The following is a 24,190-nucleotide window of genomic DNA, read 5'->3' on the forward strand; positions in this document are numbered from 1 at the left end:
TAACCACTCACGGGGCGTCAGCTCAGGTTCAGATCTTCCAGGCCCAGCAGCGAGCGGTACTCGACGCCCTCGGCACCGATCACCGCATCCGCACCCGTCGCGCGATCGACGACCGTAGCGACTCCGACCACGGTGGCCCCTGCCTCGCGCAGGGCCTTAACTGCTGTCAACGGCGAATTGCCCGTCGTGGTCGTGTCCTCGACAACCAGGACACGCTTGCCGACGATGTCCGGGCCCTCGATCTGGCGCTGCATCCCGTGGGCCTTCGCGGCCTTGCGGACGACAAACGCATCGATCGGTCGGCCGGGAGCGTGCATCACCGCCATGGCAACCGGGTCGGCGCCCATCGTCAAACCGCCGACGGCGTCGAAATCCCAGTCCGCGACCAGTTCACGCAGCAGCGAGCCGATCAGCGGCGCTGCCTTGTGGTGAAGTGTCGCGCGGCGAAGGTCGACGTAGTAATCGGCTTCCTTGCCCGAGGACAACGTCACCTTTCCGTGTACAACAGCCAATTCGCGCACCAGCGCAGCCAAATCCTCACGATCGCTCATGAGTGCTCAGCCTACCGACCACTGCCTTGTGTTCGGCTTCTGCCTCTGGGCTACGTCCGGCTTCCGCCTCTGGGCTACGTCCGCCCGCGGCCTCGTCCGACGATGTTGGTCAGCCGGCGAACCAGCCCCTTGGGAACGAGACGCCCGGCCGTCGTGAGGACCTTGTACTGGAATCCCGGAATACTGATGACCTTGTCGTCACCGAGATCCTTCATCGACGCCGCAACCACCTGGTCGACGCTCAGCCACATCGGCTTGGGGATCGTGGACATCTCGATGCCCGCGCGCTCGTGGAACTCGGTGCGAATGAAGCCCGGGCACAGCGCCTGCACGCGCACTCCCGTCCCGGCCAACCCGCCGGACAGCCCTTCGGTGAACGAGATGACATAGGCCTTGCTTGCCGAATACGTCGAACCCCGCCCGGACAGCAGGCCCGCGACGCTCGCCACGTTGACAATCGTTCCGTGCGCCGACGCGATCATGCTGGGCAGCGCCGCACGGGTCAGCCGCATCACGGCGGTGACGTTGACGTCGAGTTGAGACTGAAGGAGCGCTGGATCGGCGGTCCAGAACTCGCCGGAGGTACCGAATCCGGCGTTGTTCACCAACACCTCGACGCCCTTCTCCAAACGAAGCGCGACCGTGTCGCGTCCGGCCTCCGATGCGAGATCGGCAACCAGAATCTCCGACTCGGTGCCGAACATCGTCTTCAACTCGGACGCGAGGTCGTGCAATCTGACCTCGTCACGTGCGACGAGAACCAGGTCGTATCCGAGGGAGGCGTATTTCTTGGCGAAACCGGCGCCGAGACCAGAGGTGGGTCCGGTCACCAGGGCAACGGGACGCACAGGGCGATCCGAGTGGGAAGTCGACATACCGGCCACGCTAGTGGTTATCGCGCCTGGACGGGAACCTTAAAGGTCAGTCGACCGGGCGAATTGTGCCCGAGCGCTGCGACGCCGGGCGCTGAGCCGGCTTGTCAGCCGCCTCGGGCTTGCGCAGCGATTGATCCGGACGTGGCGCAGATTCCCGCGGTGCGGGCTCACGCGGTGCGGACTCACGCGGGGCAAATTCACGCGGCGGAGCGTCACGGGGCGGCTGCTCTTGACGCGAACGGGGTTGTTCTACCGGATCCGGAGTTGGGCGAGACTTCTCGGCGCCCGGCCGCGGGCGGCTCGGATCGTGATCGACCTCGAGTTCGTTGGGATCGGTGACGGGAGGCAGGACATGCAGAATGCCGGACAGGCGCGCAACCGACTCGATTGCCGCGTCCCAGTCCCGGCCGTTACTGGTCACCGGAAGCGAACCGAGCGTCCACTGCCCTTCGCTCCACAGCATGCTGATCGACGGCGGAACCGATTCGGTGAACGCCACCATGCGCTGATCACAGACGCGACGAGCAATCTCGAGGTCCGTTGCAAAAACCACCCGGGAACCGATCGCACCCAACAGGTTCAGGTCGCCGTCCTTGGGCGGAGCCGTCGACTTCAACCGAAGATCGATGTCGACGTCCGACCCGATCTCGCGGCGAACGGCCACGATGGTTGCGGTCTCTTCCAGGTCGAACAGCACGAACTGTTCTCCGCGACGGCGGCCGCGGACGACGTCGGTAGCAGTGAGGTAGTCCTGCTTGGCCATGACCGCGCGGTGCCATTCGCCTGCCAGCTGATCGTCAGTGGCCGTGTACGTGTAACCCTGCGCCTTGGCCCAGATCTGACGCACTCGCCCGGATTGATCTCGCCTCGTCCTGTCGACGTACAGAAGCGCACCCGCGCCTGCGAGTGCAATTGCTGCCAGTCCGAACCACATTCCAGTCATCACCCTCCAGGGTAGCGACTCGCGGCCTCAACCTCCCGCGACACCCTGGTGGACTCGCCCGATGTGTCGTGAACGACTCAGTTGCCGAACTTCGGCAGCGACGTACTCAGAATCGTGTTGGCGGTCATCGTGCCGTTCTCCACCGGCGTGCCGTCGACGACGATGTTGTCTCCCGGTTGCAGATCGGCGATGGTGGCGCGGTTGAGCGCGATGAGCGTGGTGTCCGCTGTGGTCAGAATCGTCACCTGCGAACCCCCGATCGAATCGATGACCAACGTGCCGCCGTCGTTCGACTTCACGGTGCCGACGGCTCCCCCGGCGTCACCGATGACTTCGCCGAGCCCGCCTGGAAGCTGGCTGAGCGGAGAATCCGTCGTCGGAGTCGGCGCCGTGGTGCTGGCCTTCGGCGGTGTCGTGGTCGGCGCCTGCGTCGTGGTGGTCGGGGGAACGAAAGCGGTCTGGGTGCCCTTGTCGTTCGAGCCGAACGCCGAGAACGCGATGATCGCGATCACGGCGACCAGGATCCCGACCACACCAGCGGCCACCCACGTCGCGAGCTTGCGCTTCTTACCGCCGCCCGACGATCCATCGTCGATGAACGGCTGTTCCGGCGGAACTCCACCGCCACCACCGGCAACCGGATACTGCTGTGTATTTCCGTACTGCTGCGTGTTCCCGTACTGATCCGGGTTCCCGTACTGCTGAGCGGTGTACGGCGGATAGGCCTGCGTCGCACCAGGCGGCGGCGCCTGCGGATCGAACTGCGGGTTGTAGGCAGGGAACGCCTGAGTGGGATTCGGCTGCTGCCCCTGCTGCCCCAAGTACTCCGTGTTCTGATCCGGTCCGCCGTAGGGATACTGCTGTGCCCCCGGATACTGCTGTGCCCCCGGCGGCTGACCGAAATACTCCGTCGGCTGGTTCGGATTCTGGCCGGACACCGTCCCGTACTGCTCCGTCGGCTGGTCGGGCGTACGCCCCCACACCTCGGTCGCCTCGGGATCCTCACGGCGCGGCCCACCCGAGTTACGCGGATCGTTCTGATCGGTCATGCCTGGCTCACCTTCGGTTGGGACGAAAGAGCGTCGGAGTCGTTCGGAGAGGCGCGGTTGCACTCGTCCCCGGTTCGAGCATCCAGCCATCCAGGGTAGAACAAAATGCGAATGCCCCGCCGATCCAAGTGGATCGACGGGGCATTCCGCTTACCGAATCAGGAGAGAACCAACTGATCCGCGTCCTCGCTGACACCGACGTGCACGGTGTCGCCGTCCTGGACCTTGCCGGCCAGGAGCAGCTTGGCGAGCTGGTCGCCGATCGACTGCTGAACGAGTCGACGCAATGGCCGAGCGCCGTACAGCGGGTCGTAGCCGCGCACTGCGAGCCACATCCGAGCCGCACCGTTCACCTCGAGGGTGAGACGACGCGCAGCCAGACGCTTCTGCAACTGCTCGAGCTGGATGTCCACGATGTGCTCCAACTGCTCCTCGGAGAGCGAGTCGAAGATGACCACGTCGTCGAGACGGTTGATGAACTCCGGCTTGAACGCGTGGCGTACCGCATCCATGACCTGCTCCCGCGTGCCTCCGGATCCCAGGTTGGAGGTCAGGATCAAGATGGTGTTGCGGAAGTCCACCGTGCGGCCTTGACCGTCGGTCAGTCGGCCTTCGTCGAGTACTGCGAGCAAGACGTCGAACACGTCGGGGTGTGCCTTCTCGACCTCGTCGAAGAGGACCACCGAGTACGGGCGTCGTCGAACTGCTTCGGTGAGCTGGCCACCGGCTTCGTAGCCGACGTATCCCGGAGGAGCACCGACGAGTCGGGCCACCGAGTGCTTCTCACCGTATTCGCTCATGTCGATGCGGATCATCGCGCGCTCGTCGTCGAAGAGGAAGTCCGCCAAGGCTTTGGCGAGCTCCGTCTTACCGACGCCGGTCGGGCCGAGGAACAGGAAGGAACCGGTGGGCCGATTGGGGTCGGCGACACCTGCTCGGGCGCGGCGAACCGCATCCGAGACGGCGACGACGGCGTCGGTCTGGCCGACGACGCGCTTGCCGAGTTCGGACTCCATGCGGAGCAGCTTCTCGGTTTCGCCTTCCATCATCCGGCCGGCGGGGATTCCGGTCCAGGCTGCGACCACGTCTGCGACGTCGTCGGGCCCGACCTCTTCCTTGAGCATCACGTCACCGTCGGAGGCAGCTCCGGAAGCGGCTGCTGCCTCTTCCAGTTCCTTCTCGAGCGCCGGGATTCGGCCGTAGCGCAACTCGGCTGCCTTGCCCAGATCGCCGTCACGCTCAGCGCGTTCGGACTCTCCTCGCAGGGTTTCGAGCTGTTCCTTCAGCACGCGCACCGAGTCGATGGCCTGCTTTTCGTTCTGCCAGCGGGTGCTGAGCTGATTGAGCTTTTCGCGGTCGTCCGCGAGTTCCTGACGCAGCTTCTCGAGCCGCGCCTTGGACGCGTCGTCGGTTTCCTTCTCGAGTGCCACTTCTTCGATTTCGAGTCGGCGAACCGTGCGTTCCACCTCGTCGATCTCGACGGGACGCGAGTCGATCTCCATACGAAGTCGCGATGCGGCTTCGTCCACGAGGTCGATGGCCTTGTCCGGCAGGAACCGCGACGTGATGTAGCGGTCCGACAGCGCGGCAGCCGCCACCAACGCGGAGTCGGTGATGCGCACGCCGTGGTGCACCTCGTAGCGCTCCTTGAGGCCGCGCAGGATACCGATGGTGTCCTCGACCGAGGGCTCACCGACGAGCACCTGCTGGAAACGACGCTCGAGTGCTGCGTCCTTCTCGATGTACTTGCGGTACTCCTCGAGTGTGGTCGCACCGACCAGCCGTAGCTCACCACGGGCGAGCATCGGCTTGATCATGTTGCCTGCGTCCATCGCGGATTCACCGGTGGCTCCGGCGCCGACGATGGTGTGCAACTCGTCGATGAAGGTGATGACCTGTCCGGCACTGTTCTTGATGTCGTCGAGGACAGCCTTGAGGCGTTCTTCGAATTCACCGCGGAACTTGGCACCGGCGACCATGGACCCGAGATCCAGGGACACGACGGTCTTGCCTCGCAGCGATTCCGGGACGTCACCCGCGACGATGCGTTGGGCAAGGCCCTCCACGATCGCGGTCTTGCCGACGCCGGGCTCACCGATGAGTACCGGGTTGTTCTTGGTACGACGCGAGAGCACCTGCACGACACGGCGAATCTCGGTGTCGCGACCGATCACCGGGTCGAGCTTGCCGCTACGTGCAGCTTCGGTGAGGTCGGTGGAGTACTTTTCCAGCGCTTGGTAGGTGCCTTCGGGCTCCGGGCTGGTGACGCGAGCGCTGCCGCGGACGGTGGTGAAGGCTTCACGCAATGCGTCCTGGGTGGCGCCGTGCCGTACGAGCAACTGTGCGACGTCGGAGTCGCCGCCGGCCAGTCCGTAGAGGACGTGCTCGGTGGAGACGTATTCGTCGTCCATCTCGGTGGCGAGGTGCTGAGCAGCAGTGAGTGCCGCGAGTGCCTCACGCCCGAGTTGCGGGGTGGAGCTTGCGCCGGTTGTCTTGGGCAGGCGATCGACGATTGCCTGTGCTTCACGGTGTACGACCGTGGGGTCGACGCCTACAGCTTTGAGTAGTGGGGCAGCGATGCCGTCGGTCTGGTCGAGCAATGCGACCAGCAGATGGGCAGGCCGGATATCGGGGTTACCCGCCGACGACGCCGACTGCAGTGCAGCCGTCATCGCAGCCTGGGTCTTGGTTGTTGGTGTGAACGAGTCCACTTGTCACCTTTCTGGCGAAGTCGAACGGGAAGAGCCGCGACCGGTTGGTATTGCGACTGTGTCAATATGCTCAACGCGGACAAACTTGAGTCTATTCCGCTCAAGTTTGTTTTCGCCAGGCCGAGTTGGTTTCGTAGGTCACATTTTCAGCCGTACTAGAATTGTGGCGAGAGTTGCAGCTGGTGCGAAAGGGGGATGGATTGGATCCGACAGTGATCGCCCGTCTGCAATCCAGCCTCGATTCCCTGACCGACGACGAAGAGAGCCGTGCGCACTTCTCGGCAGTGTTCTACACCGGCCTCTTTGCGGAACATCCTCTGTACCGCTCATTGTTCCCCGCCGGGATGGAATCGCAGGGCCACCGTTTCTTCAGAGCCATCGAGTTCGTCGTGAAGAATCTGCCCCAGCATCGCCGAATCCGGAAGTTCCTCACCCAACTCGGCCGCGACCACCGTCGCTACGGCGTCGAGCGTGAGCACTACGAGGCCGCCGGCGTCGCTCTGAAGCGTGCGGTTCGGTCGATGTACGGCACGAGCGCGCACAGCCGCTACAAGTGGACGCCGGATCTGGACGAGGCCTGGTCTCAGTTCACCGACCTCGTCGTCGGCACGATGGCCGACGGCGCCGAATCCGATACGACCCCGGCGCTCTGGGGCGCAACCGTGGTCAGCCACGAACGAGTCCTCGACGATCTGGCGATTGTGCGCCTCGAAGCCGACCCACCCATTCCGTACGGGGCGGGGCAATACGTAGGTGTTCAGATTCCCCAGCGCCCGAAAATGTGGAGGTATTACTCACCGGCGATTCCGACCAACCCTTTCGGTCAGCTCGAGTTCCACATCCGCAAGGTGTCGGGAGGATGGGTCAGCCCCGCGATCGTCAGCGAAACCAACGTCGGTGACCGCTGGGTCATGTCCACTCCCCTCGGCGGTCTCGAGGTCGACTTCACCAGCGACCGTGACGTTCTCATGATCGGGTCCGGCACCGGTATCGCTCCACTGCGGGCACAGGTGATGGAAATGTCTCAACGCGCGCACAACCCGCGCGTGCACCTGTTCGTCGGCGGCCGCTATCCGTGCGATCTCTACGACCTCGAAACCCTCTGGCACATCTCGCTCAGCAACCCGTGGTTGACCGTCGTACCGGTTTCCGAAGAACCCGAAAACCCTTGGTGGCACAACGGACCGGTGCTCGAACCACCGTTCGGAATGCACAGCCGGCTGATCGGACCGATCGGAAAAGTGGTCGCACAGTTCGGCTCGTGGGCCGACCGCCAGGTGCAGATCTCGGGGTCACCGTCGATGATCAAGACAACCGTCTACGCCTTGCGTGCCGGCGGAACTCCGCTCGACCAGATCCGGCACGACCCGCTCTACTGACTACAGGAGAACTTTCATGGCCCAGCGAACCTGGTCGAGCACAGTCGTCGAACATCACCGTCTCCGTGAGGATCTGGCGGTTGTCCGCCTGGTCGGCGATGTCGTCCCCTTCCGCCCCGGCCAGTACGTCGATGTCAGCGTCCCGCAGAATTCGCGGTTGCTCCGCCGACTCTCCCCCGCACTGCCTCCCTCACACGACGGGAAGTTGGAGTTTCACGTCAAGACGGTTCCCGGCGGTTGGGTCAGCGGTTCGATAGTCAAGGACACCCAGCCTGGTGACGTCTGGCAGATCCTCGACCCGCGCGGCAACCTGTCCGTCGACGAGAACGGCCCCACCGTCATCATGGTCGCGGGCGGAACCGGCTTGGCCCCACTCCGGTCGATTATTCTCGATCTGGCTCAGACCCCGAACCCGCCGCAGGTGTACCTCTTCTTCGGCGGCCGAACGCTTCGCGATCTCTATGCGGCGGACATGTTGTGGCTACTCGCCGATCAGTTTCCGTGGTTGCAGCCCATTCCCGTCGTCGAAGATCTCTCCGACGGCGGCCCGCCCGACGGATGGTTCGACCGGTTGAACGTCGACATCGGATTCGGCGACGATCATCTCATCGAAGGCACGCTCGCCGACGTCGTCGCGTCGTACGGTGCGTTCACCGAACATCAGGTCCTGGTGTGCGGATCGGCGGCCATGGTTCGGTCGACGCGTGATCGATTGATCGAGGCCGGAACGCCGGCCGAGGTCATTCAGTTCGATCCGTACTGACGGTCAGTACGTCGGGTCGTTGCGAACGGTGTCGACGTCGATGCCCACTGCGCGAAGCCTGAATTTGGTGCTGTTGACCATGGATTCGCTGCCGACGACCTGAATGTCGTAGCCCGCCCAGTCCCCGAACGAGGTCACGACCTTACCGACCTTGCCGACGATGCGCCGCTTCATGCCGATCGGCGGCAGTGGCTCCGCTTCGGTGTGCCACCACGGATTCTCGTCTTCTTCGGAGACCGGGATGATCGTGAGCCACGGGTACTTCTCGGCCAGCTTCCACAGATGCGGAAGGTCGTAGAGATCGCACGGATGCTGTCCGGAGTAGAACAGTTGGACATTGCGAGTGTTGCCGCGTCGGATCAGTTCGAGGATCTGAGCGCGAAGAGGCGCGACACCTGTTCCCGACGCGATCATCAAAAGGTCCTTGGAGTTCTCCGGAATCCCCAAGGCGCCGATGGGCGAACCGACCACCCAGGTGTCACCGACAGCGGTCTGGTTCACCATGACCGGGCTGACCCACCCGCCGGTGACCTGGCGGATGTGGAACTCGAGGATTCCGGTCCCGTCGTACGGCGTGGCCGGAGAGAGGTAGCGCCACATCCGTGGCCTCGCGGCGACCTGCACGCTGACGTACTGACCGGCGCGGTACTCCATCGTCTGGTCGAGTTGCAGCCGCACGACGGCGACGCCCTTGATGACCGGGCGGCATTCGATGACCGTGGCACTCCACGCGGGCGGACCGTCTTCCGCGTTGGCGGCATCCATCATCGCCGCCGAGATGATCGCGAGCGCGTTACGCCACGCGCTGTCGACCTCGTCGGTCCACATTTCGGCGCCACCGAAGGTCTCGAGTGCTTCGATCAAGGCATTGCCGACTGCCGTGTAGTGCTCGTCGGTGACGCCGTACTTACGGTGATCGCGGCCGAGCTGTGCGAGGTACTCGAGTATCGCGTCGGACTCGTCGAGGCGTTCGACGACGTGAGCGATAGCGCTGACAAGCCGGTCACGCTGCACATCCATCGCTGCCGGAAAGAACTCCCGGGTTTCGGGCGATCGAGCGAACAGGATCGAATAGAAGGTACGGGCGAGCCGTTCCGGACCATCTTCTACCGCAGCGACGGATTTGAAGCTCGACCGGACCAGAGAGATTGCTTGCGAATCCACGCTCATCCTCGTCCCGACTAGACGCGGCAAGACCCGCCGCGGAATTTCGTCTGCAGCTTATGTCACAAATGTCTGACTCGTAAATCATTCTGGACAAGTGTCACAATGCGACCCCATTTCGCGGTGTGACCGTCCCTTTCTTATTCTTGCGTGCAAGATAAACAAGAGCTTCGACACTCTCGATCGCCGAGCTAACGTTCAGCGAAATCTCAACCAGCCAAACAGGAGTCGTGCCGTGGATTTTGTTCGACAGGACGAATTGCCCACCGATAGCGGGCTTACGTCCCAGATCGCCTCCACTACCCCGACGCTGACCGAGCTTCAACGTCGGGAACTCGAGTGCGTCGAATTTTTCGACTCTCCGGAACTGGGACACCTCCCGACGTCTCGGCGGCGTGAGGCCTTGCGTGAACTCCATCGGACCGGCACCTACACGCACACAGCGGAGGAATTGCTCGTCGGCGCCAAACTCGCGTGGCGAAACCACGCCAGGTGCGTCGGTCGCGCGCATTGGCGGACCCTCAAACTCATCGACGCGCGCGATGCCGTCACGGCTTCCGCTCTCGCCGAAGCATGCTGGGAGCACCTGCGACTGTCGACCAACGGCGGCGCTCTGCAGTCGGTCGTGACGGTCGGGCCGCTTCCCCGCGAGGACGGTCAGGAGTACCGAATCCTCAGCCCGCAACTGATCCGCTACGCCGGCTACCGGCAGCCTGACGGCACCATTCTGGGCGACCCGTGGCACGTCGATCTGACTGCTCAGGTCACCGCGATGGGGTGGAAGGGCGCCGGTACGCCGTTCGACGTTCTCCCCGTACTGATTTCGGTTCCCGACGAACCCCTGCAGTACTTCGACGTCCCGACCGACCTGATTCTCGAGGTCGAGATCGAGCATCCCGAATACAGCTGGTTCGCTGATCTGGGGCTTAAATGGCATGCCGTCCCTGCGGTCTCGGACATGAACCTCGACATCGGCGGAATCGTTTATCCCTGCACGCCGTTCAGTGGTTGGTACGTCAGCACCGAGGTAGGCGCACGCAACTTCAGCGACACCGATCGCTACAACATGTTGCCCACCATCGGAGCGATGATGGAGCTCGACATGAGCCACGACCGCACGCTCTGGAAGGACCGCGCACTGGTCGAACTGAACCGTGCAGTTATCCACAGCTACCGCAAGGCCGGCGTCATCATGGTCGACCATCACACTGTCGCAAAGCAATTCATCGATCACATCGCGCGTGAGGACAAGGCCGGGCGCAAGTGCCCGACCGACTGGTCATGGGTGAACCCGCCCATGTCCAGCTCGCTCACGCCGACGTTCCACCGCCTGTACGACGAGCCCGATCTCGACATCCGGCCCAATTTCGTGACAAAAAAGAAGAAGGGCACCGACCAAGGCCGGTGCCCCTTCCACAACTGATCGCGCTCAGAAGGGGATCTGCCCCAATCCGACGCCGACCACGAGCATCGTGATCGAGATCAGGCCCGCTCGCCACAGAACCTTCTTGTGGTGATCCGCCAGAGAAACACCGGCGAGTGTGACCAGTAGCAGGATCGCCGGGACCAGCGGGCTCTGCATGTGCACGGCCTGCCCGGTGATCGAGGCGCGCGCCATCTCCACCGGCTCGATGCCGTACTGCGCTGCAGTCTCGGACAGCACCGGCAGCACACCGAAGTAGAACGCGTCGTTGGTCATGAAGAACGTGAGCGGGATACTCAGGACGCCCGTGATGACGGCGAGGTGCGGGCCCATCGCGTCGGGGATGACCTGAAGCAGCCACTCTGCCATCGCCTCGACCATGCCGGTTCCCTGGAAAACGCCGGTCAGCACCGCTGCTGCCAGCACCATCGCGACCACCGAGACGATGCTCGACGAATGGCGTGCGATTGCTTCACCCTGATCCTTGACCGCCGGGAAGTTCACCGCGAGGGCGATCGACGACGCGATCATGAACAGCACCGGGATGGGCAGGATGTCCATCACGAGTACGACGAGAAGGATCGTCGTCAGCGCAGCGTTGAACCAGAGCAATTTCGGCCGCAAGGTGTCTCGCTTGGGGTCGAGGCCGTCGATGAATCGTCCGGTGTCGCCGCCGTCGTCCTCGGAGTCGTTCGAGCCGCCGGTGCCGGCGCTACCGGTGCTGGAACTTCCACCGTTTCCGACCTTTTCAAGGATGCGCTCAGAAGTCAGGACCAAAGTCCCGATCCTGCGGCGCTCCATGATCCCGAGGTGAATCGCGAATCCGAGCACCATGATCAGGCCGACGATCAACGACGGCACCATCGGCACGAACACGTCGGAGGGCGAGAGTCCCAGCGCGCTCGCGGCCCGGACGGTCGGGCCGCCCCACGGAATGATGTTCATCGTCGCGTTGGACAGGCCGGCGATCACCGTCAGAACGACGGGACTGACACCGAGTTTGAGGTAGAGCGGAAGCAGCGCCGAGGTCACGATGATGAAGGTCGTCGAACCGTCTCCGTCCAGCGAGACCACCATCGCGAGCACTGCGGTTCCGACCACGAGCCTCATCGGATCGTCTCGCACCATCCGCAGGATGAGCTTGACCAGCGGATCGAAGAGGCCGACGTCGATCATGATTCCGAAGAAGATGATCGCGAAGAACAACAGCGCCGCGGTGGGTGCGAGCGACTTGATGCCGTCGGTGATCATGTCGCCGATTCCGAGGCCGGCCCCGGCAAGTAGTCCGAAGGCCACCGGAACCAGAGTCAGTCCCACCACCGGGGTCGCGCGTTTGGTGAGAATCAGGAACATGAACACCGCAACCATGAGGAAGCCGAGTGTGACGAGCATGATGAACTCCTTTAGTGCTGAATTGCCGAGAAAAACGGCACGGCAAATCGAGCCGGTGACCTTCGTGGAGGTGAAACGAAACTTCGGTAGTGCTCAGTTGATGCCGGGCGGATCGAGTGTTGCGTCGACGAACCTGGATTGATCGGTGAGGAATGCGGAGAACTCGGGTTCGGTGAGAACTGCACTGTTCCAACCGTTTCGGCGAGACAGCTCGTTCCAGCGCGGGCTTGCCGCCAGATCCCGCACCAAATTCTGCAAGTGCTGACGCTGATCGTCCGTCAGGCCCGGCGGCGCCATGAGACCCCGCCAATTGGTGAACGTGACGTCGACGCCAGACTCCGCCATCGTGGGCGCATCCACCGCCGGGGTACGGGCCGGCGAACTGACCGCAAGGACCCGAACCGTGCCTGCCGCAATCTGATCGAGGTATTCACCGATACCGGTGGCGGCTACGTCGACCTGCCTCGTGAGCAGTGCGGGAAGCAGTTCGCCGCCGCCGTCGTAGATGCGGTACGGGGAGCGCGACGGATCGACGCCGACCGCCCGTGCGAACAGAAGGCGGAACAACCCGTCCGGTCCACCTTCACTCGAACCACCGCCGATCGAGATCGACGACGGATCCGCCACCCAGGCCTGCGTCAGATCGGCGAGAGTTTTGTACGGTGAATCTGCTGGAACCAGTAGCGCTTCCGGTTCTTCGACGAGTCTCGCAATCGGTGTCACGTCGGCAAGTGTGTGCTCGGACGGCAGTATCTCGAGCGAACCGAGAACTCCGAGGCCCATGACCATGAGTAGGTCGGGATTCCCGCTTTCGAGAGCCAACCGGTTGAGTCCGACGATGCCGCCCGATCCGGGCAGCACAACGACGTCGGCGTCGACGGTCCCTTCGTCGGCCAGTGCTTGCACCATGGTCCGGGCGGTCAGGTCGTAACCACCACCGGCCACCGAGGGCACCAGTACGCGCAGTTCTTCGGAACTCTCACCCGCTCGGCCACCGGCGAAGAAGGACTCGACCGGAGTGCATCCGGTCGAGAGCACGAGAGTCATCGCGCAGGCACCGAGCAGGGCGATATGCCTGCTCAGCCGCTTCGATGTGCTCATGGCTTCGTCCTTGTCTGCCGGTACCGATGTGTGAACAGGTTTCATACTGACGCACTTTGTGACTGGGGTCACCATTGGGAAAGCAAATTGATTTGTGCTCATTGTGCTCACGAACGGCCGCTTTCCCGGCATCGAACTGAAGGCTAGGGTCTGGCTGGTGTCCTCAGGAAACGAGCAGGCGGAGCGAGAGAGCAAGTCGTCTCTGTTTGCCCGACTGTTTCGCCGCCGGCACACTCTGGCGACACAACTTCTCGAACTGCAACTTCTGATCGTCGTTGCAGTTCTCGTGTGCGTCACCGCCCTCTCCCTCGCACAGTCGTCCGCGAGTTTCCAACGCGAGGAGGGACGTCGCGCACTCTCGGCAGCGGAATCGCTCGCAGCCAATCCGGCAGTACGCGAGCTACTCCCCCAGGCGCAGACCCGTCTCCGCTCCGGACTACAAGGTTCGGTCGACTCGGTACGCGCCATCTCGGGCGTCACCTACGTCTCGCTTGCCGACGCCGACGGCAGTGTCGTCATTTCGACGCGTCCCGGTGATGTCGGCATCGACGCACGTCAGACGGAGGATCGGTCGTGGACGGGTTTGGTCGACACGCCCTCCGGCAAGGCCGTGGAGGCGCACGTTCCGATTCTCGGCAGCGAAGGAGCGATTACCGGAACCGCGATCGTCGGCATCGAGTACCCCTCGATCTGGACACGGCTGCTGCAGTCTGCACCGAATCTCCTGGTATACCTCGCGGTGGCATCCCTTCTCGGCGGCGTCGGGTCGATCCTGTTGGCCCGCAGGGTAAAACGGCAAACCCTCGGCATGGAAGCCGGCGAGATCCTGGACCTGGTTCGCCAACGTGAAGCAATGCTGCGCGGTCTCAAGGAAGGCGTCATCGCATTCGACGCGCAGGGAAAGGTGGTGCTGATGAGCGACAGTGCCCACCAACTCCTCGACATCCCACGCGGCAGCGCCGGTAGATCGGTGCGGGACCTCGGTCTCGACGACCGCCTCCAGAGTGTACTGACCTCCGGCACAACCGAATCCGATCAGTTGGTTCTTGTCGGCGATCGCCTGCTCGTCCTCAACACCGTCTTGATCGAATCGAAAGGCCGCACCATCGGGTCGGTCACCACTTTCCGCGACCGCACCGAATTGCGCTCCGTGGAAGAAGAACTCGACGTGACCAAAACCAGCACCGACGCACTACGCGCCCACATCCACGAGTTCGACAATCAACTGCACACCATCTCCGGCCTCATCCAGCTCGGCGAATACGACGAGGTGGTCGGCTACGTCGAGGGTCTGACCATGGAGCGCGCGCAGGTCAGCGCGACCGTGACCGAGAAGATCGCCGACGTCGGCACCGCCGCACTCGTGATCGCCAAGATAGGTGCTGCTGCACAGGGGTTGGTCACGGTCGAGCTGGCGGCGGACACGCATCTGGAACCGGTGGACCGCAGACTCGGACGAGATCTCGTGACAGTGGTCGGAAACCTCGTCGACAATGCCGTCGACGCCGTCGGCGAGATGCCGGAAGCCTCGCGCCGCAAGGTTCGGTTGTCGATTCGGGGCCGTGGCACCGCGGTCGAAGTTCGGGTCGAGGACGCCGGCCCCGGTATCGCGCCGGAGAATCGCGACAGGGTGTTCGGCCAGGGCTGGAGCACCAAGGGACAATCGAGCGACGGACACGGTTTCGGTTTGGCGCTGGTGCGCCTGACGTGTCGTCGGCGGGGCGGCGACGTCACCGTGAGCACTCGTTCGGCAGAGGACATCGAGTGGACTGTCTTCAGCGCAGTCCTACACGACGGAGAGGGCGCATGATCCGGGTACTGGTGGTCGACGACGACTTCATGGTGGCGAAGGTGCACAGCGGATTCGTCTCACGGATAGACGGTTTCGAAGTGTGCGGCGTTGCCCATTCGGCCGAGACCGCGCTGGCCGCAGTCGGTGAGTTGCAACCCGACCTGGTGCTTCTCGACGTCCACCTGCCCGGCACCACCGGACTCGATCTGATCGCCCCGTTTCGCGAGCTGGCACCGGAGCTGGATGTTCTTGTCATCACTAGTGAGCGCGAGGCCGGCTCGGTCAAGAAAGCGCTGCGCAGCGGCGTCGTGCATTACCTGATGAAGCCCTTCACGTTCGAGGTTCTCCGTGAGCGTCTTGAGCGTTACCGATCGACATACGCAAACCTCGACAGCTCCGGCGAAGCAGAACAGGAGGCGGTGGACGAGGCTTTCGGCGTGGCAGGTGGCGCGACAACGGCGTCGTCCCTCAAGGGTCTACCGAAAGGACTCAGTCCTGAGACCCTTCAGCTGGTCGAGGCAGCACTACGAGACGAAACCGAACCCGCCTCGGCCACAGACATTTCCGAGAGGGTCGGCATCTCACGCGCGAGCGCGAGGCGCTACCTCGAATACCTCTACGAAACCGGGCGGTCCACCACTTCGCTGAAATACGGAGTGGTGGGCCGCCCGGAACGTCGTTACGTCTGGAAACGCTGACCCTTCGCTACACGACGCTGGTTCCTAGACCGCGCGGGCGCTGGTCTCCCAGTACCGCGCGCGCAGCGCCTTCTTGTCCAGCTTGCCCAGCGGTGTCAGCGGGAGTGAATCCACGAAGTCGATGCTCTTGGGAGCGTGAACCGAACCCTTGGCTGCCTTCACCTTGTCGACCAGTTCCTCGGTGTCGACGGTCAGTCCGGCACGAAGTACGACACAGGCCTTGACGGCTTCGCCCCACTTGTCGTCGGGCACACCGACTACCGCCACCGACGCGACGGACGGATGCGCCGAGATCACGTCTTCGATTTCGCGGGGGAACACGTTGAAACCACCGGTCACGATCATGTCCTTCTTGCGATCGACGATGGACATGAACCCGTCCTTGTCCTTGCGCGCGATGTCGCCGGTGTGCAGCCAACCACCCCGGAACGCCTCGGCGGTTTCGGCCGGCTTCTTCCAGTAGCCCTTCATGATCAGCGGGCCACGGACGCAGATCTCACCGAGTTCTCCCTGCGGCACCTCGTTGAGGTCGTCGTCGAGCAACCGGACGTCGAGCCACGGCACCGGACGCCCACACGTGGCGAGGCGGGCCGGATCGTCGGCGAGGTGTTCTTCCTTGCGCAGCACCGAGATAGTCATGCCGCACTCGGTCTGACCGTAGAACTGGAAGAAGATCTGACCGAACTTCTTGATGCCCTCCTGCAGTCTGGCGGGAGACATCGCGGACGCTCCGTAAAACAGCGTCTGCAAACTCGAGACGTCCCGCTTGGGCAGATCGGGGTGGTCCATGAGCATGTAGATCATGGTGGGCACCAACATGGTTGCCGTGATCTTGTGCTTCTCGATCGCTTCGAGCACAGCACCTGGCTCGAAGGCAGGCAGGACGATCAACGCACCGCCGCGCAGCAAGGTCGGGATGAAGAACGCTGCACCTGCGTGTGAGAGTGGCGTGCAGATGAGGAAGCGGTTGTCCTCGGGCCACTGCCACTCCGACATCTGGATCTGATTGAGCGCAGCACCCGAACGGAAGGATCCGACAACACCTTTGGGCTTGCCGGTCGTTCCACCGGTGTAAACCATGCTGCTGGCGTCTTCGGCGTCGACGTGCGCTGCCTTCAGCGGCGCGGGCTCGAACGTGGCAGCCAGCGCGAGGATGTCGATTCCCACCTCGGACGGCCCCATCGAGAGCACGTTGGTCAACGAGGGTGACGACGCCTTCAACTCGGCGGCGCGCTCTTCGAAGGCATTGGGATCGAAGATCAGCGTCTCGATCTCGGCGTCGTCGACGATGTACTTGTGGTCGTCGAGCGATCCCATCGGGTTCAAGGCGCTCGCCCGGCAGCCGGTGATCATGGTCGCGCCCATACTGATCAGAACCTCGGGGCGATTCTTCGACAGCATCGCGGTGCTGGTGCCCTGAGTGATTCCCAAAGACGCGAGCGCCTGGGCGAAGCAGCTGATCTGATCGCGCATCTGACCGCCGGTGAGGATCACGTCGCCGAGGTACAGCGCGGGCTTGTCGTGATTGCGTTCCAGAGCGGTGATGAGCAGGTCCGGACCGTATACCGGTCGGTGCAGGTCAGCGAACTCGTCTGTCATCTGGTCTTCCTTCTGCTCGGCGCGTGCAGTCATCGAGATGTGCTCCCGGTCACGGATACGATATCCAGAATTGCACAAAACTGGAACAGGTTCCACCTCTTCGATCGAATCCGAGAATGCTCCCGATCAGCGGGAAGCCCGTCGTCACCCGCGAGAGCGGTGGTTAGCGTCGATGTACCCACCGAGACGACAGCGTCTCGGTCGCGTCCAACGGAGAGTGTCATGACTACCAACCTCGGTACCGCCCACTTCACGGCAACTGCTCCGCGTACTGCCACCACGCTCCTCTCCGATTTCGACTCGTTGTACGGCACCGTGCGCTCGGCACCCGACGGGGCCGTCGTCGAGCAGGACGTCGTGTTCTTCGGACGCCCCGATCCCGGCGCACTGCTCACCGGATCCGTGAGGGCGTTGAGTTCGACACTCGAGCGGATCACCGAATACCACGACCAGACCGGACATCTGGTGGCCGAGGTCTTCGTCCGGGAAGTCCCGACAGCGGGCACCGGAACCGATTCCGTTGCCGCCCTTGCTGATTTCGCTGCTCGTCGTTACGGCTCGGCGTCACTACGACGCTTCCGCGGACGTTCCACCGCGACTTCCACGGGAGCAGATCTGCACTGCTCCGTGACAGTGCTCGCGACGTACGAGAAGGACCACGAGAGCGTGGCCGACGTAGCTCTGGTCGCCACCGATCCCGCTGGGGTCGTCACTGCCCGGGCCTGGGCGACTTACGCGATCGACGATGTGGCGACACTCGCGAGCTGAATCTCTGCAGGTCACCGAGTAGGCGTTCCATCCAGCGGGAACTGCCGTATCTCCAGCGGACGCTTCGTCGTTGTATGAGACGGATCACATCACTGGAGCGTCGCAAGACGCGGCTCGGAGGAAGACATGGCACTCGGAACCGGCCCACTCACCACTACGGACACCCCGACGCAGACGGGCGCCGGCGAGGAAATTCGAGAAATCGAAGCGGCAGCGCCTCCCGCACGGTTCGCACGTGGATGGCACTGCCTCGGACTGAGCAATACCTATCGCGACGGTCAGCCCCACCAGATCGAGGCATTCGGCACCAGCCTTGTCGTCTTCGCCGACAGCAAGGGCGACATCAAGATTCTCGACGCATACTGCCGCCACATGGGTGGCAACCTTGCTCACGGAACCGTCAAGGGCGATTCGATCGCCTGCCCGTTCCACGACTGGCGTTGGGGCGGTAACGGAAAATGTACGGCGATCCCCTACGCACGACGCGTTCCGCCGCTGGCCAAGACGCGGGCATGGATCACTCTCGAGAAGAACGGTCAGCTGTTCGTCTGGCACGATCCCCAGGGAAATCCCCCGCCCGCCGAGGTCACGATCCCCGACATCGAGGGCTTCGGAAGCGATGAGTGGAGCGACTGGAGCTGGAACACGCTCACCATCGAAGGCTCTCATTGCCGCGAGATCGTCGACAACGTCGTGGACATGGCCCACTTCTTCTACGTTCACTACTCGTTCCCCAAGTACTTCAAGAACATCTTCGAAGGTCATGTCGCGAGCCAGTACATGGAATCGGTGGGACGTGAGGACGTCATCAGCGGCACCAACTACGGCGATCCCAACGCTGTGCTCCGTTCGGATGCTTCATATTTCGGACCGTCGTACATGATCGACTGGATCAAGAGCGAAGCCAACGGGCAGATCATCGAGACCGTCCTGATCAACTGCCACTACCCGATCTCGAACAATGCGTTCGTCCTGCAGTACGGCGCGATGGTCAAGAAGCTACCCGGTATGGACGACGAGTCCACTGCCGCGATGGCCGCGCAGTTCACCGAGGGCGTCGAGATGGGATTCCTTCAGGACGTGGAGATCTGGAAGAACAAAGCTCCGATCGACAACCCACTGCTCTCCGAGGAGGACGGCCCGGTTTACCAGTTGCGTCGCTGGTACAACCAGTTCTACACCGACGTCGAGAATGTCACGGAAGACATGACGAAGCGCTTCGAATTCGAGATCGACACCACCCGCGCAGTGGAGAGCTGGAAGCGGGAAGTCGCCGAAAACGTTGCCGCACGCGACGCCCAGGCACTCGAGACAACCTCCTGATCCGCAGTCGAAAACACTGCTGAGACAACCAGACTGGATGCAAGGAACAACATGACGTACGAAGTGCTCGAACAGATCAACGCGATGGCCGACGACATCTTCGCCGAAGGCATCGAGGCCGAGCGGATCGGCCGGGTGGCCGACGACACCGCCAAGAAGATGAAGGCAATCGGTTCCATCCGCATGCTGCAGCCCAAGGAGCATGGCGGCATGGAGGCGCATCCGCGCGAATTCGCCGAAACCGTCATGCGCATGGCTTCACTGAACCCGTCGGCCGGCTGGGTCCACGGGATCGTCGGAGTTCACCCGTGGCAACTCGCGTTCGCGGATCCCAAGGTGCAGCAGGAGATCTGGGGATCCGATCCCGACACCTGGATGGCATCGCCGTACATGCCCGGCGGAATGTGTATCCCCACCGACGGCGGCTACAAGTTCTCCGGTCGCTGGCAGTTCTCCTCCGGTACCGACCATTGCGACTGGGCATTCCTCGGCGCGATGGCGTGCGACAAGGACGGCAACATGGAGATGCCGCCGCGCATGCTCCATGTGATCATTCCGCGCACCGACTACGAGATCATCGAAGACTCGTGGGATGTCATGGGACTTCGCGGCACCGGCTCCAAGGATCTCGTAGTCAAGGATGCGTATGTCCCCGATTACCGCGTCATGGACTGCGACGAGGTCATCGACGGCACGGCAGTGCGCAAGTACGGGCGCACCGAGACGCTGTACCTCATGCCGTGGTCGAACATTTTCCCCCTCGGAATCACCGCCGCCACGATCGGCATCTGCGAGGGAATGCTCTTCCACGCCAACGAGTACCAAGCCGATCGCATCAACGCGCAGGGCACGGCGATCAAGGACGACCCGTACACCTTGTTCGCCATCGGTCAGGCAACCGCCGACATCCGGGCTGCGCGCGACACCCTGCTTGCCAACGTCGACCGCATGTGGGATCGAGTGGACGCTGGCAAGGAAGTGACCTTCGAGCAGCGCGCGGAGGGACGTCAGACTCAGGTACAGGCCGCCTGGCGCGCCGTCAACGCAATCGATCAGGTCTACCCACGCTGCGGTGGCAACGCATTGCGGATGGACAAGCCGCTTCAGCGATTCTGGCGCGATGCTCATGCTGGACAGCATCACGCAATTCACGTGCCGAGCACCGTTTTCCACGCCGCATCACTGAGCCGTCTCGGCGCAGACCCGCAGGGTCCGCTGCGGGCGATGATCTGATCAGACTTCGACACAAGAAATCGACAGGAAAAAGACACGATGACACGCACTGACATCAAGGGACTTGGCTACGTCAAGATCTCGACCAACGACATGGCACGTTGGCGCACTTTCGCTTTCGACGTTCTCGGCTTCGCCAAGGGCAGTGGGCCGGACGAGAACGCGCTCTACCTACGACTCGACGAGCGTGCTGCTCGCATCGTCGTCGTCGAGGGTGAGCGCGACGAGATCGTCAACATCGGTTGGGAGGTCGCCGACCACGCCGCACTGCGCCGCGTTCAAGAAGCACTCGAGAAGAACGGCACCGAGGTCGAGCAGCTTTCGCTCGCCGAAGCAGATGCTCGACGGGTCGAAGAGGTCATCGCCTTCACCGATCCCGGCGGAGCAGCCATCGAGGTCTTCCACGGAGCGATCCTCGACCACAGCCCCGTGGTGACGCCCTTCGGCGCTCGATTCGTCACCGGCTCACAGGGTCTCGGCCACGTCGTACTCCCCGTCATGGACAGTGCTGCGAGCTTCGACTTCTACACCGAGGTGCTCGGCTTCTACCCGCGCGGCGCCTTCCGCCTGCCGGCCCCGCCGGAATTCGGGCCGCTGCGAATCCGTTTCATGGGCGTCAACGAGCGTCACCACAGCTTGGCCCTGTGCCCGGCACCGCACGGCGGCGCACCCGGCCTGATTCACATCATGGTCGAGGTGGACACCCTCGACGCCGTCGGCCAGGCACTCGACCGCGTGATGAAGAACGGATTCTCCGTGTCGTCGACCCTGGGTCGTCACACCAACGACAAGATGATCTCCTTCTACGTCCGCGCACCCGGCGGCTGGGACATCGAGTTCGGCACCGAGGGCGCGAGGGTGGATCAGGACTCGTACTCCTCCGAGGAGATCACCGCTGACAGCTACTGGGGCCACGACTGGTCCGGAAGTGAACCACTGGCAGCTATGTAGTACCCGCCGGTGGCGATCAATACCTGCCGGTGGCGATGTAATACCTGCCAGTAGTTAAACGACGAGGGGGTTTGCGCGAGCATTCGCGCAAACCCCCTCGTCGTTTCCACCGCGACGCGCCCGAAAACAGACCGGTGATCCACTTCACAAATCCGTAACTCTATGACACTATTTCTAATTGAAATAGCCAGTTCACTGGTTGTGGAGCTCTAAGAGAAGTGAGGTACACGATGACACTGCAGGCTGTGGATGCTTTAGGCGCCGATTCGGCCCCGACAGCAATTCTCGATCGCGTCTCGCTGGTTCTCGACGCCTTCGACGGTCCCGGCAGGTTGACGCTCGCTCAAGTCGTTCGGAGCACGGGCCTTCCCCGCTCGTCTGCCCACCGCATGCTCGAACGTCTCGTCTCGATGCGTTGGCTGCGTCGCGACGGCCGTGACTACGAACTCGGTATGCGCCTCGTCGAACTGGGATCGCTCGCGGTTCATCAGGACCGCCTCCACGCTGCAGCCATGCCCCTTCTCCATGAGCTCTACCGAGTCACCGGATTCGTGGTTCACCTCGGCATCCTCGACGGGCCCGATGTGGTCTACATGGAGAAGATCGGCGGACGCCTCGCCGCCGCAGTGCCGACGCGTGTCGGTGGTCGACGCCGCGCCGAGACCACTGCGATCGGTCAGGCACTGCTCGCGTTCGGTTCGCCGAAGTCCTCGGGCTACGCACTGCCCCACCTCGCCAGAATCCGCGAGTCCGGGGTGGCCTTCGAATCCGGAAACGGCCTACCGGGATTCAGCTGTCTTGCGGCACCGATCGGCCCCATCGGCCGCGCCGTCGCCGCGGTATCCATCTGCGCGCCGTCGAAGGCCCTCCGCCTCGACCACGTCAGCGCAGCGCCGGTCCGTATGGCGGCCGCTGCCATTTGGCGAGGCATCGACGGCGGATCGCTGAGCGTCACTCCGACTTTGCAACGTCGTCATCTGCTGCGCAACATGCCGACCGCAGCCGGGGCCTGACTCAGATACTCGAACCGTTGCCGGTGAGCCCGGCTTGCTCGAGCGCCAACACGTACTCCTCGACGTTCTTCCATTTGCCAGGCGTCGAGGGCAACGGTGATCCCAGTCGGTCGTGCTCGGCGACGTTCGCGAACTCGGCGGTCGCACGATCGATGTCGTCGAGCAGTTCGCGAGCAAGTTCGATCTCGGCTCGGAAGTACCGTTCCGACCATCGCAACGTCATGACCGGGAACGACCAGGCCGGCTCGTTCTCGGCATGATCTGCGTGGAGTTTCGCGCGTCGAATCTGCTCTTCGACATTGGCGATGTGGGCTTCCACCAGCGCCTTCAGTCGCTCGGGCTCGTTGAGGTGTCCCATCCACAGACGCAACATCACACCGTGCTTGAGCACCGGAACTTCCACCGGTGCCTCCCGTGACCACGTCCGGACGGCGTCGGTTCCTGACTGAGTAATGGAGTAAAGGCGCTTGCCTCGCACCCCTGGTTCGGAGACGACCCGGGACTCCACGAACCCGATGCTTTCGAGCTTCTTCAGTTCTGCGTACACCTGGCTGATGGACGGGCTCCAATAGAAGAAGCCGACACTCCAGTCAGCCCACTTCTTCAAATCGTTTCCGGTCAGCTCCTCCCCGAACGTCAGCATCCCGAGCACTGCCCAGCTGGTAGCGGGAAGTCCTCGGGACACGTCATCAGGTTCGGACATGCCCGAAGTCTAACAATCACTGGTCATTTGCTGGTTTCGTAGAATCCGAACGGACCGCTGAGCGGGATCAAATTTGCTCGAAACCCCACCACCTGCCACTCGGTCGGTCCTGACCCGTGCCGAGAAGCCATTGCTGCCATTGAGTGGGACTGCCGCTGGATTACGGCCGCGGCGCCACACATCGTTGCTTCTGAAGCTGTTTGCAGAGTTTTGAACAAAAGATTTGAACAAGGAGACGACATGACCGTGGAAAACGCCGAGCCGCCAGTTCTGGACGGACGCACACTTCGCAACGTGATGAGCAATTTCTGCACCGGCGTCACCGTCATCACCGCTCACGACGGAAATTCACCCCTCGGTTTCACCTGCCAGTCCCTGGTCTCGGTATCGCTTGATCCCCCGTTGCTCTCGTTCTGCCCGGCGAAGACGTCGACAAGTTGGCCGAAGCTTCGCGAAACGGGAACTCTCTGCATCAATGTTCTCGCCCACGATCAGCAGGACATGTGTTCGGCGTTCGCTCGCGGCGGGACGGACAAGTTCCTCGGCGTCGAGTGGGATGCCGCCGGCAACGGTGCTCCGGCGCTGAGCGGCGCGCTCGCCCGCATCGAAGCAACGGTCGAGCAGGAGCACGACGCCGGTGATCACACCATCGTCGTCGCACGCATCACCGATCTGAACGTGCTGCGCCACGACGGTCCGCTTCTGTTCTACCGCGGCGGGTTCGGACGCTTCGACGCCTGAGTGCTCAGGCTGTCCCGC

21 protein-coding genes are annotated in these 24,190 nt (G+C 63.0%); 11 read left to right on the forward strand and 10 right to left on the reverse strand.

All coding sequences use genetic code 11. The annotated features are described in order from the left end of the window. Positions 1-17 precede the first annotated feature (17 nt). The 5 genes from pyrE to clpB all read right to left on the reverse strand — a co-directional run bounded on the left by pyrE (position 18) and on the right by clpB (position 6,129). The gene (gene pyrE / locus PCS43_RS18440; RefSeq protein WP_003944385.1) at positions 18-551 is read right to left on the reverse strand and encodes an orotate phosphoribosyltransferase; all 534 of its coding nucleotides are present in this window, start codon (positions 549-551) and stop codon (positions 18-20) included. Between the two features lie 74 nt (positions 552-625). Beyond that, positions 626-1,426 carry an SDR family NAD(P)-dependent oxidoreductase gene (locus PCS43_RS18445; protein ID WP_037131478.1) on the reverse strand — a complete coding sequence of 267 codons (801 nt, stop codon included), beginning with the start codon at positions 1,424-1,426 and terminating at the stop codon, positions 626-628. Positions 1,427-1,472: 46 nt separating this feature from the next. Beyond that, a complete protein-coding gene (locus PCS43_RS18450; RefSeq protein ID WP_003944407.1) occupies positions 1,473-2,360 on the reverse strand; it encodes a hypothetical protein in 888 nt (295 codons plus the stop codon). 86 nt (positions 2,361-2,446) lie between these two features. Further along, positions 2,447-3,418, reverse strand: a complete 972-nt coding sequence (locus PCS43_RS18455) for a hypothetical protein (protein WP_064688856.1) — start codon at positions 3,416-3,418, stop codon at positions 2,447-2,449. Between the two features lie 158 nt (positions 3,419-3,576). Beyond that, positions 3,577-6,129: an ATP-dependent chaperone ClpB gene (clpB, locus tag PCS43_RS18460; protein WP_007726750.1), complete on the reverse strand. Its 2,553-nt coding sequence runs from the start codon at positions 6,127-6,129 to the stop codon at positions 3,577-3,579. A 182-nt stretch (positions 6,130-6,311) separates the two neighbouring features. On the opposite strand from clpB, the gene PCS43_RS18465 reads away from it, so the two are divergent. Next, the gene (locus tag PCS43_RS18465; RefSeq protein WP_042453449.1) at positions 6,312-7,508 is read left to right on the forward strand and encodes an FAD-binding oxidoreductase; all 1,197 of its coding nucleotides are present in this window, start codon (positions 6,312-6,314) and stop codon (positions 7,506-7,508) included. A 16-nt stretch (positions 7,509-7,524) separates the two neighbouring features. Further along, a complete protein-coding gene (locus PCS43_RS18470) occupies positions 7,525-8,271 on the forward strand; it encodes an FAD-binding oxidoreductase (protein WP_003944435.1) in 747 nt (248 codons plus the stop codon). 3 nt (positions 8,272-8,274) lie between these two features. On the opposite strand, the gene PCS43_RS18475 is transcribed toward PCS43_RS18470, so the two are convergent. Beyond that, on the reverse strand, positions 8,275-9,435 hold the full coding sequence (locus tag PCS43_RS18475; RefSeq protein ID WP_209907910.1) for a globin domain-containing protein: 1,161 nt from the start codon (positions 9,433-9,435) through the stop codon (positions 8,275-8,277). 235 nt (positions 9,436-9,670) lie between these two features. On the opposite strand from PCS43_RS18475, the gene PCS43_RS18480 reads away from it, so the two are divergent. Next, on the forward strand, positions 9,671-10,858 hold the full coding sequence (locus PCS43_RS18480) for a nitric oxide synthase oxygenase (RefSeq protein WP_082845667.1): 1,188 nt from the start codon (positions 9,671-9,673) through the stop codon (positions 10,856-10,858). 6 nt (positions 10,859-10,864) lie between these two features. Here the strand turns inward: PCS43_RS18480 and PCS43_RS18485 are convergent, their stop codons facing one another. Together PCS43_RS18485 and PCS43_RS18490 are read right to left on the reverse strand one after the other, a co-directional pair. After that, positions 10,865-12,250, reverse strand: coding sequence for a CitMHS family transporter (locus PCS43_RS18485; protein ID WP_003944372.1), 1,386 nt, complete (start codon positions 12,248-12,250; stop codon positions 10,865-10,867). A 93-nt stretch (positions 12,251-12,343) separates the two neighbouring features. Continuing rightward, positions 12,344-13,396, reverse strand: a complete 1,053-nt coding sequence (locus PCS43_RS18490) for a Bug family tripartite tricarboxylate transporter substrate binding protein (RefSeq protein ID WP_058038573.1) — start codon at positions 13,394-13,396, stop codon at positions 12,344-12,346. Positions 13,397-13,508: 112 nt separating this feature from the next. On the opposite strand from PCS43_RS18490, the gene PCS43_RS18495 reads away from it, so the two are divergent. Continuing rightward, on the forward strand, positions 13,509-15,161 hold the full coding sequence (locus PCS43_RS18495) for a sensor histidine kinase (RefSeq protein WP_228232504.1): 1,653 nt from the start codon (positions 13,509-13,511) through the stop codon (positions 15,159-15,161). Next, a complete protein-coding gene (locus PCS43_RS18500; protein WP_003944308.1) occupies positions 15,158-15,841 on the forward strand; it encodes a response regulator in 684 nt (227 codons plus the stop codon). Before PCS43_RS18495 ends, PCS43_RS18500 begins: the two co-directional genes overlap by 4 nt. Before the next feature lie 24 nt (positions 15,842-15,865). Here the strand turns inward: PCS43_RS18500 and PCS43_RS18505 are convergent, their stop codons facing one another. Further along, a complete protein-coding gene (locus tag PCS43_RS18505; protein ID WP_031332006.1) occupies positions 15,866-17,440 on the reverse strand; it encodes an AMP-binding protein in 1,575 nt (524 codons plus the stop codon). Positions 17,441-17,662: 222 nt separating this feature from the next. On the opposite strand from PCS43_RS18505, the gene PCS43_RS18510 reads away from it, so the two are divergent. From PCS43_RS18510 to PCS43_RS18530, 5 genes are all read left to right on the forward strand, one after another. Further along, positions 17,663-18,208: a hypothetical protein gene (locus PCS43_RS18510; RefSeq protein ID WP_007726737.1), complete on the forward strand. Its 546-nt coding sequence runs from the start codon at positions 17,663-17,665 to the stop codon at positions 18,206-18,208. Positions 18,209-18,334: 126 nt separating this feature from the next. Beyond that, positions 18,335-19,531, forward strand: coding sequence for a Rieske 2Fe-2S domain-containing protein (locus PCS43_RS18515; RefSeq protein WP_003944428.1), 1,197 nt, complete (start codon positions 18,335-18,337; stop codon positions 19,529-19,531). A gap of 51 nt (positions 19,532-19,582) precedes the next feature. After that, entirely contained in the window at positions 19,583-20,764 is a 1,182-nt protein-coding gene (locus PCS43_RS18520; RefSeq protein WP_003944352.1) for an acyl-CoA dehydrogenase family protein, read from the forward strand. 39 nt (positions 20,765-20,803) lie between these two features. Next, a complete protein-coding gene (gene bphC, locus PCS43_RS18525) occupies positions 20,804-21,715 on the forward strand; it encodes a biphenyl-2,3-diol 1,2-dioxygenase (protein ID WP_270923079.1) in 912 nt (303 codons plus the stop codon). 230 nt (positions 21,716-21,945) lie between these two features. Then, complete coding sequence (locus tag PCS43_RS18530; RefSeq protein ID WP_007726735.1) at positions 21,946-22,728, forward strand: IclR family transcriptional regulator; 783 nt, start codon at positions 21,946-21,948, stop codon at positions 22,726-22,728. Between the two features lies 1 nt (position 22,729). Here PCS43_RS18530 and PCS43_RS18535 read toward each other — a convergent pair whose 3' ends face one another. Continuing rightward, positions 22,730-23,431 (reverse strand): PadR family transcriptional regulator, encoded by a 702-nt coding sequence (locus tag PCS43_RS18535; RefSeq protein WP_003944324.1) that lies wholly within the window; start codon positions 23,429-23,431, stop codon positions 22,730-22,732. A 240-nt stretch (positions 23,432-23,671) separates the two neighbouring features. Between PCS43_RS18535 and PCS43_RS18540 the strand changes: the two genes are divergently transcribed. Then, positions 23,672-24,172: a flavin reductase family protein gene (locus PCS43_RS18540; RefSeq protein ID WP_007726733.1), complete on the forward strand. Its 501-nt coding sequence runs from the start codon at positions 23,672-23,674 to the stop codon at positions 24,170-24,172. The last annotated feature ends 18 nt before the right edge of the window (positions 24,173-24,190 follow it).

Source organism: Rhodococcus sp. C-2, from assembly GCF_027854095.1.
GTDB lineage: Bacteria > Actinomycetota > Actinomycetes > Mycobacteriales > Mycobacteriaceae > Rhodococcus_F > Rhodococcus_F qingshengii.

What these genes read in the sequence shown, in the direction of transcription:
- PCS43_RS18535 (WP_003944324.1), bottom strand. Translation starts at nt 23,431, where the DNA reads ATGTCCGAACCTGATGACGTGTCCCGAGGACTTCCCGCTACCAGCTGG.
- PCS43_RS18500 (WP_003944308.1), top strand. Translation starts at nt 15,158, where the DNA reads ATGATCCGGGTACTGGTGGTCGACGACGACTTCATGGTGGCGAAGGTG.
- PCS43_RS18505 (WP_031332006.1), bottom strand. Translation starts at nt 17,440, where the DNA reads ATGACAGACGAGTTCGCTGACCTGCACCGACCGGTATACGGTCCGGAC.
- PCS43_RS18445 (WP_037131478.1), bottom strand. Translation starts at nt 1,426, where the DNA reads ATGTCGACTTCCCACTCGGATCGCCCTGTGCGTCCCGTTGCCCTGGTG.
- bphC (WP_270923079.1), top strand. Translation starts at nt 20,804, where the DNA reads ATGACACGCACTGACATCAAGGGACTTGGCTACGTCAAGATCTCGACC.
- PCS43_RS18540 (WP_007726733.1), top strand. Translation starts at nt 23,672, where the DNA reads ATGACCGTGGAAAACGCCGAGCCGCCAGTTCTGGACGGACGCACACTT.
- PCS43_RS18530 (WP_007726735.1), top strand. Translation starts at nt 21,946, where the DNA reads ATGACACTGCAGGCTGTGGATGCTTTAGGCGCCGATTCGGCCCCGACA.
- PCS43_RS18470 (WP_003944435.1), top strand. Translation starts at nt 7,525, where the DNA reads ATGGCCCAGCGAACCTGGTCGAGCACAGTCGTCGAACATCACCGTCTC.
- PCS43_RS18520 (WP_003944352.1), top strand. Translation starts at nt 19,583, where the DNA reads ATGACGTACGAAGTGCTCGAACAGATCAACGCGATGGCCGACGACATC.
- PCS43_RS18485 (WP_003944372.1), bottom strand. Translation starts at nt 12,250, where the DNA reads ATGCTCGTCACACTCGGCTTCCTCATGGTTGCGGTGTTCATGTTCCTG.
- PCS43_RS18450 (WP_003944407.1), bottom strand. Translation starts at nt 2,360, where the DNA reads ATGTGGTTCGGACTGGCAGCAATTGCACTCGCAGGCGCGGGTGCGCTT.
- PCS43_RS18510 (WP_007726737.1), top strand. Translation starts at nt 17,663, where the DNA reads ATGACTACCAACCTCGGTACCGCCCACTTCACGGCAACTGCTCCGCGT.
- pyrE (WP_003944385.1), bottom strand. Translation starts at nt 551, where the DNA reads ATGAGCGATCGTGAGGATTTGGCTGCGCTGGTGCGCGAATTGGCTGTT.
- PCS43_RS18515 (WP_003944428.1), top strand. Translation starts at nt 18,335, where the DNA reads ATGGCACTCGGAACCGGCCCACTCACCACTACGGACACCCCGACGCAG.
- PCS43_RS18490 (WP_058038573.1), bottom strand. Translation starts at nt 13,396, where the DNA reads ATGAAACCTGTTCACACATCGGTACCGGCAGACAAGGACGAAGCCATG.
- PCS43_RS18455 (WP_064688856.1), bottom strand. Translation starts at nt 3,418, where the DNA reads ATGACCGATCAGAACGATCCGCGTAACTCGGGTGGGCCGCGCCGTGAG.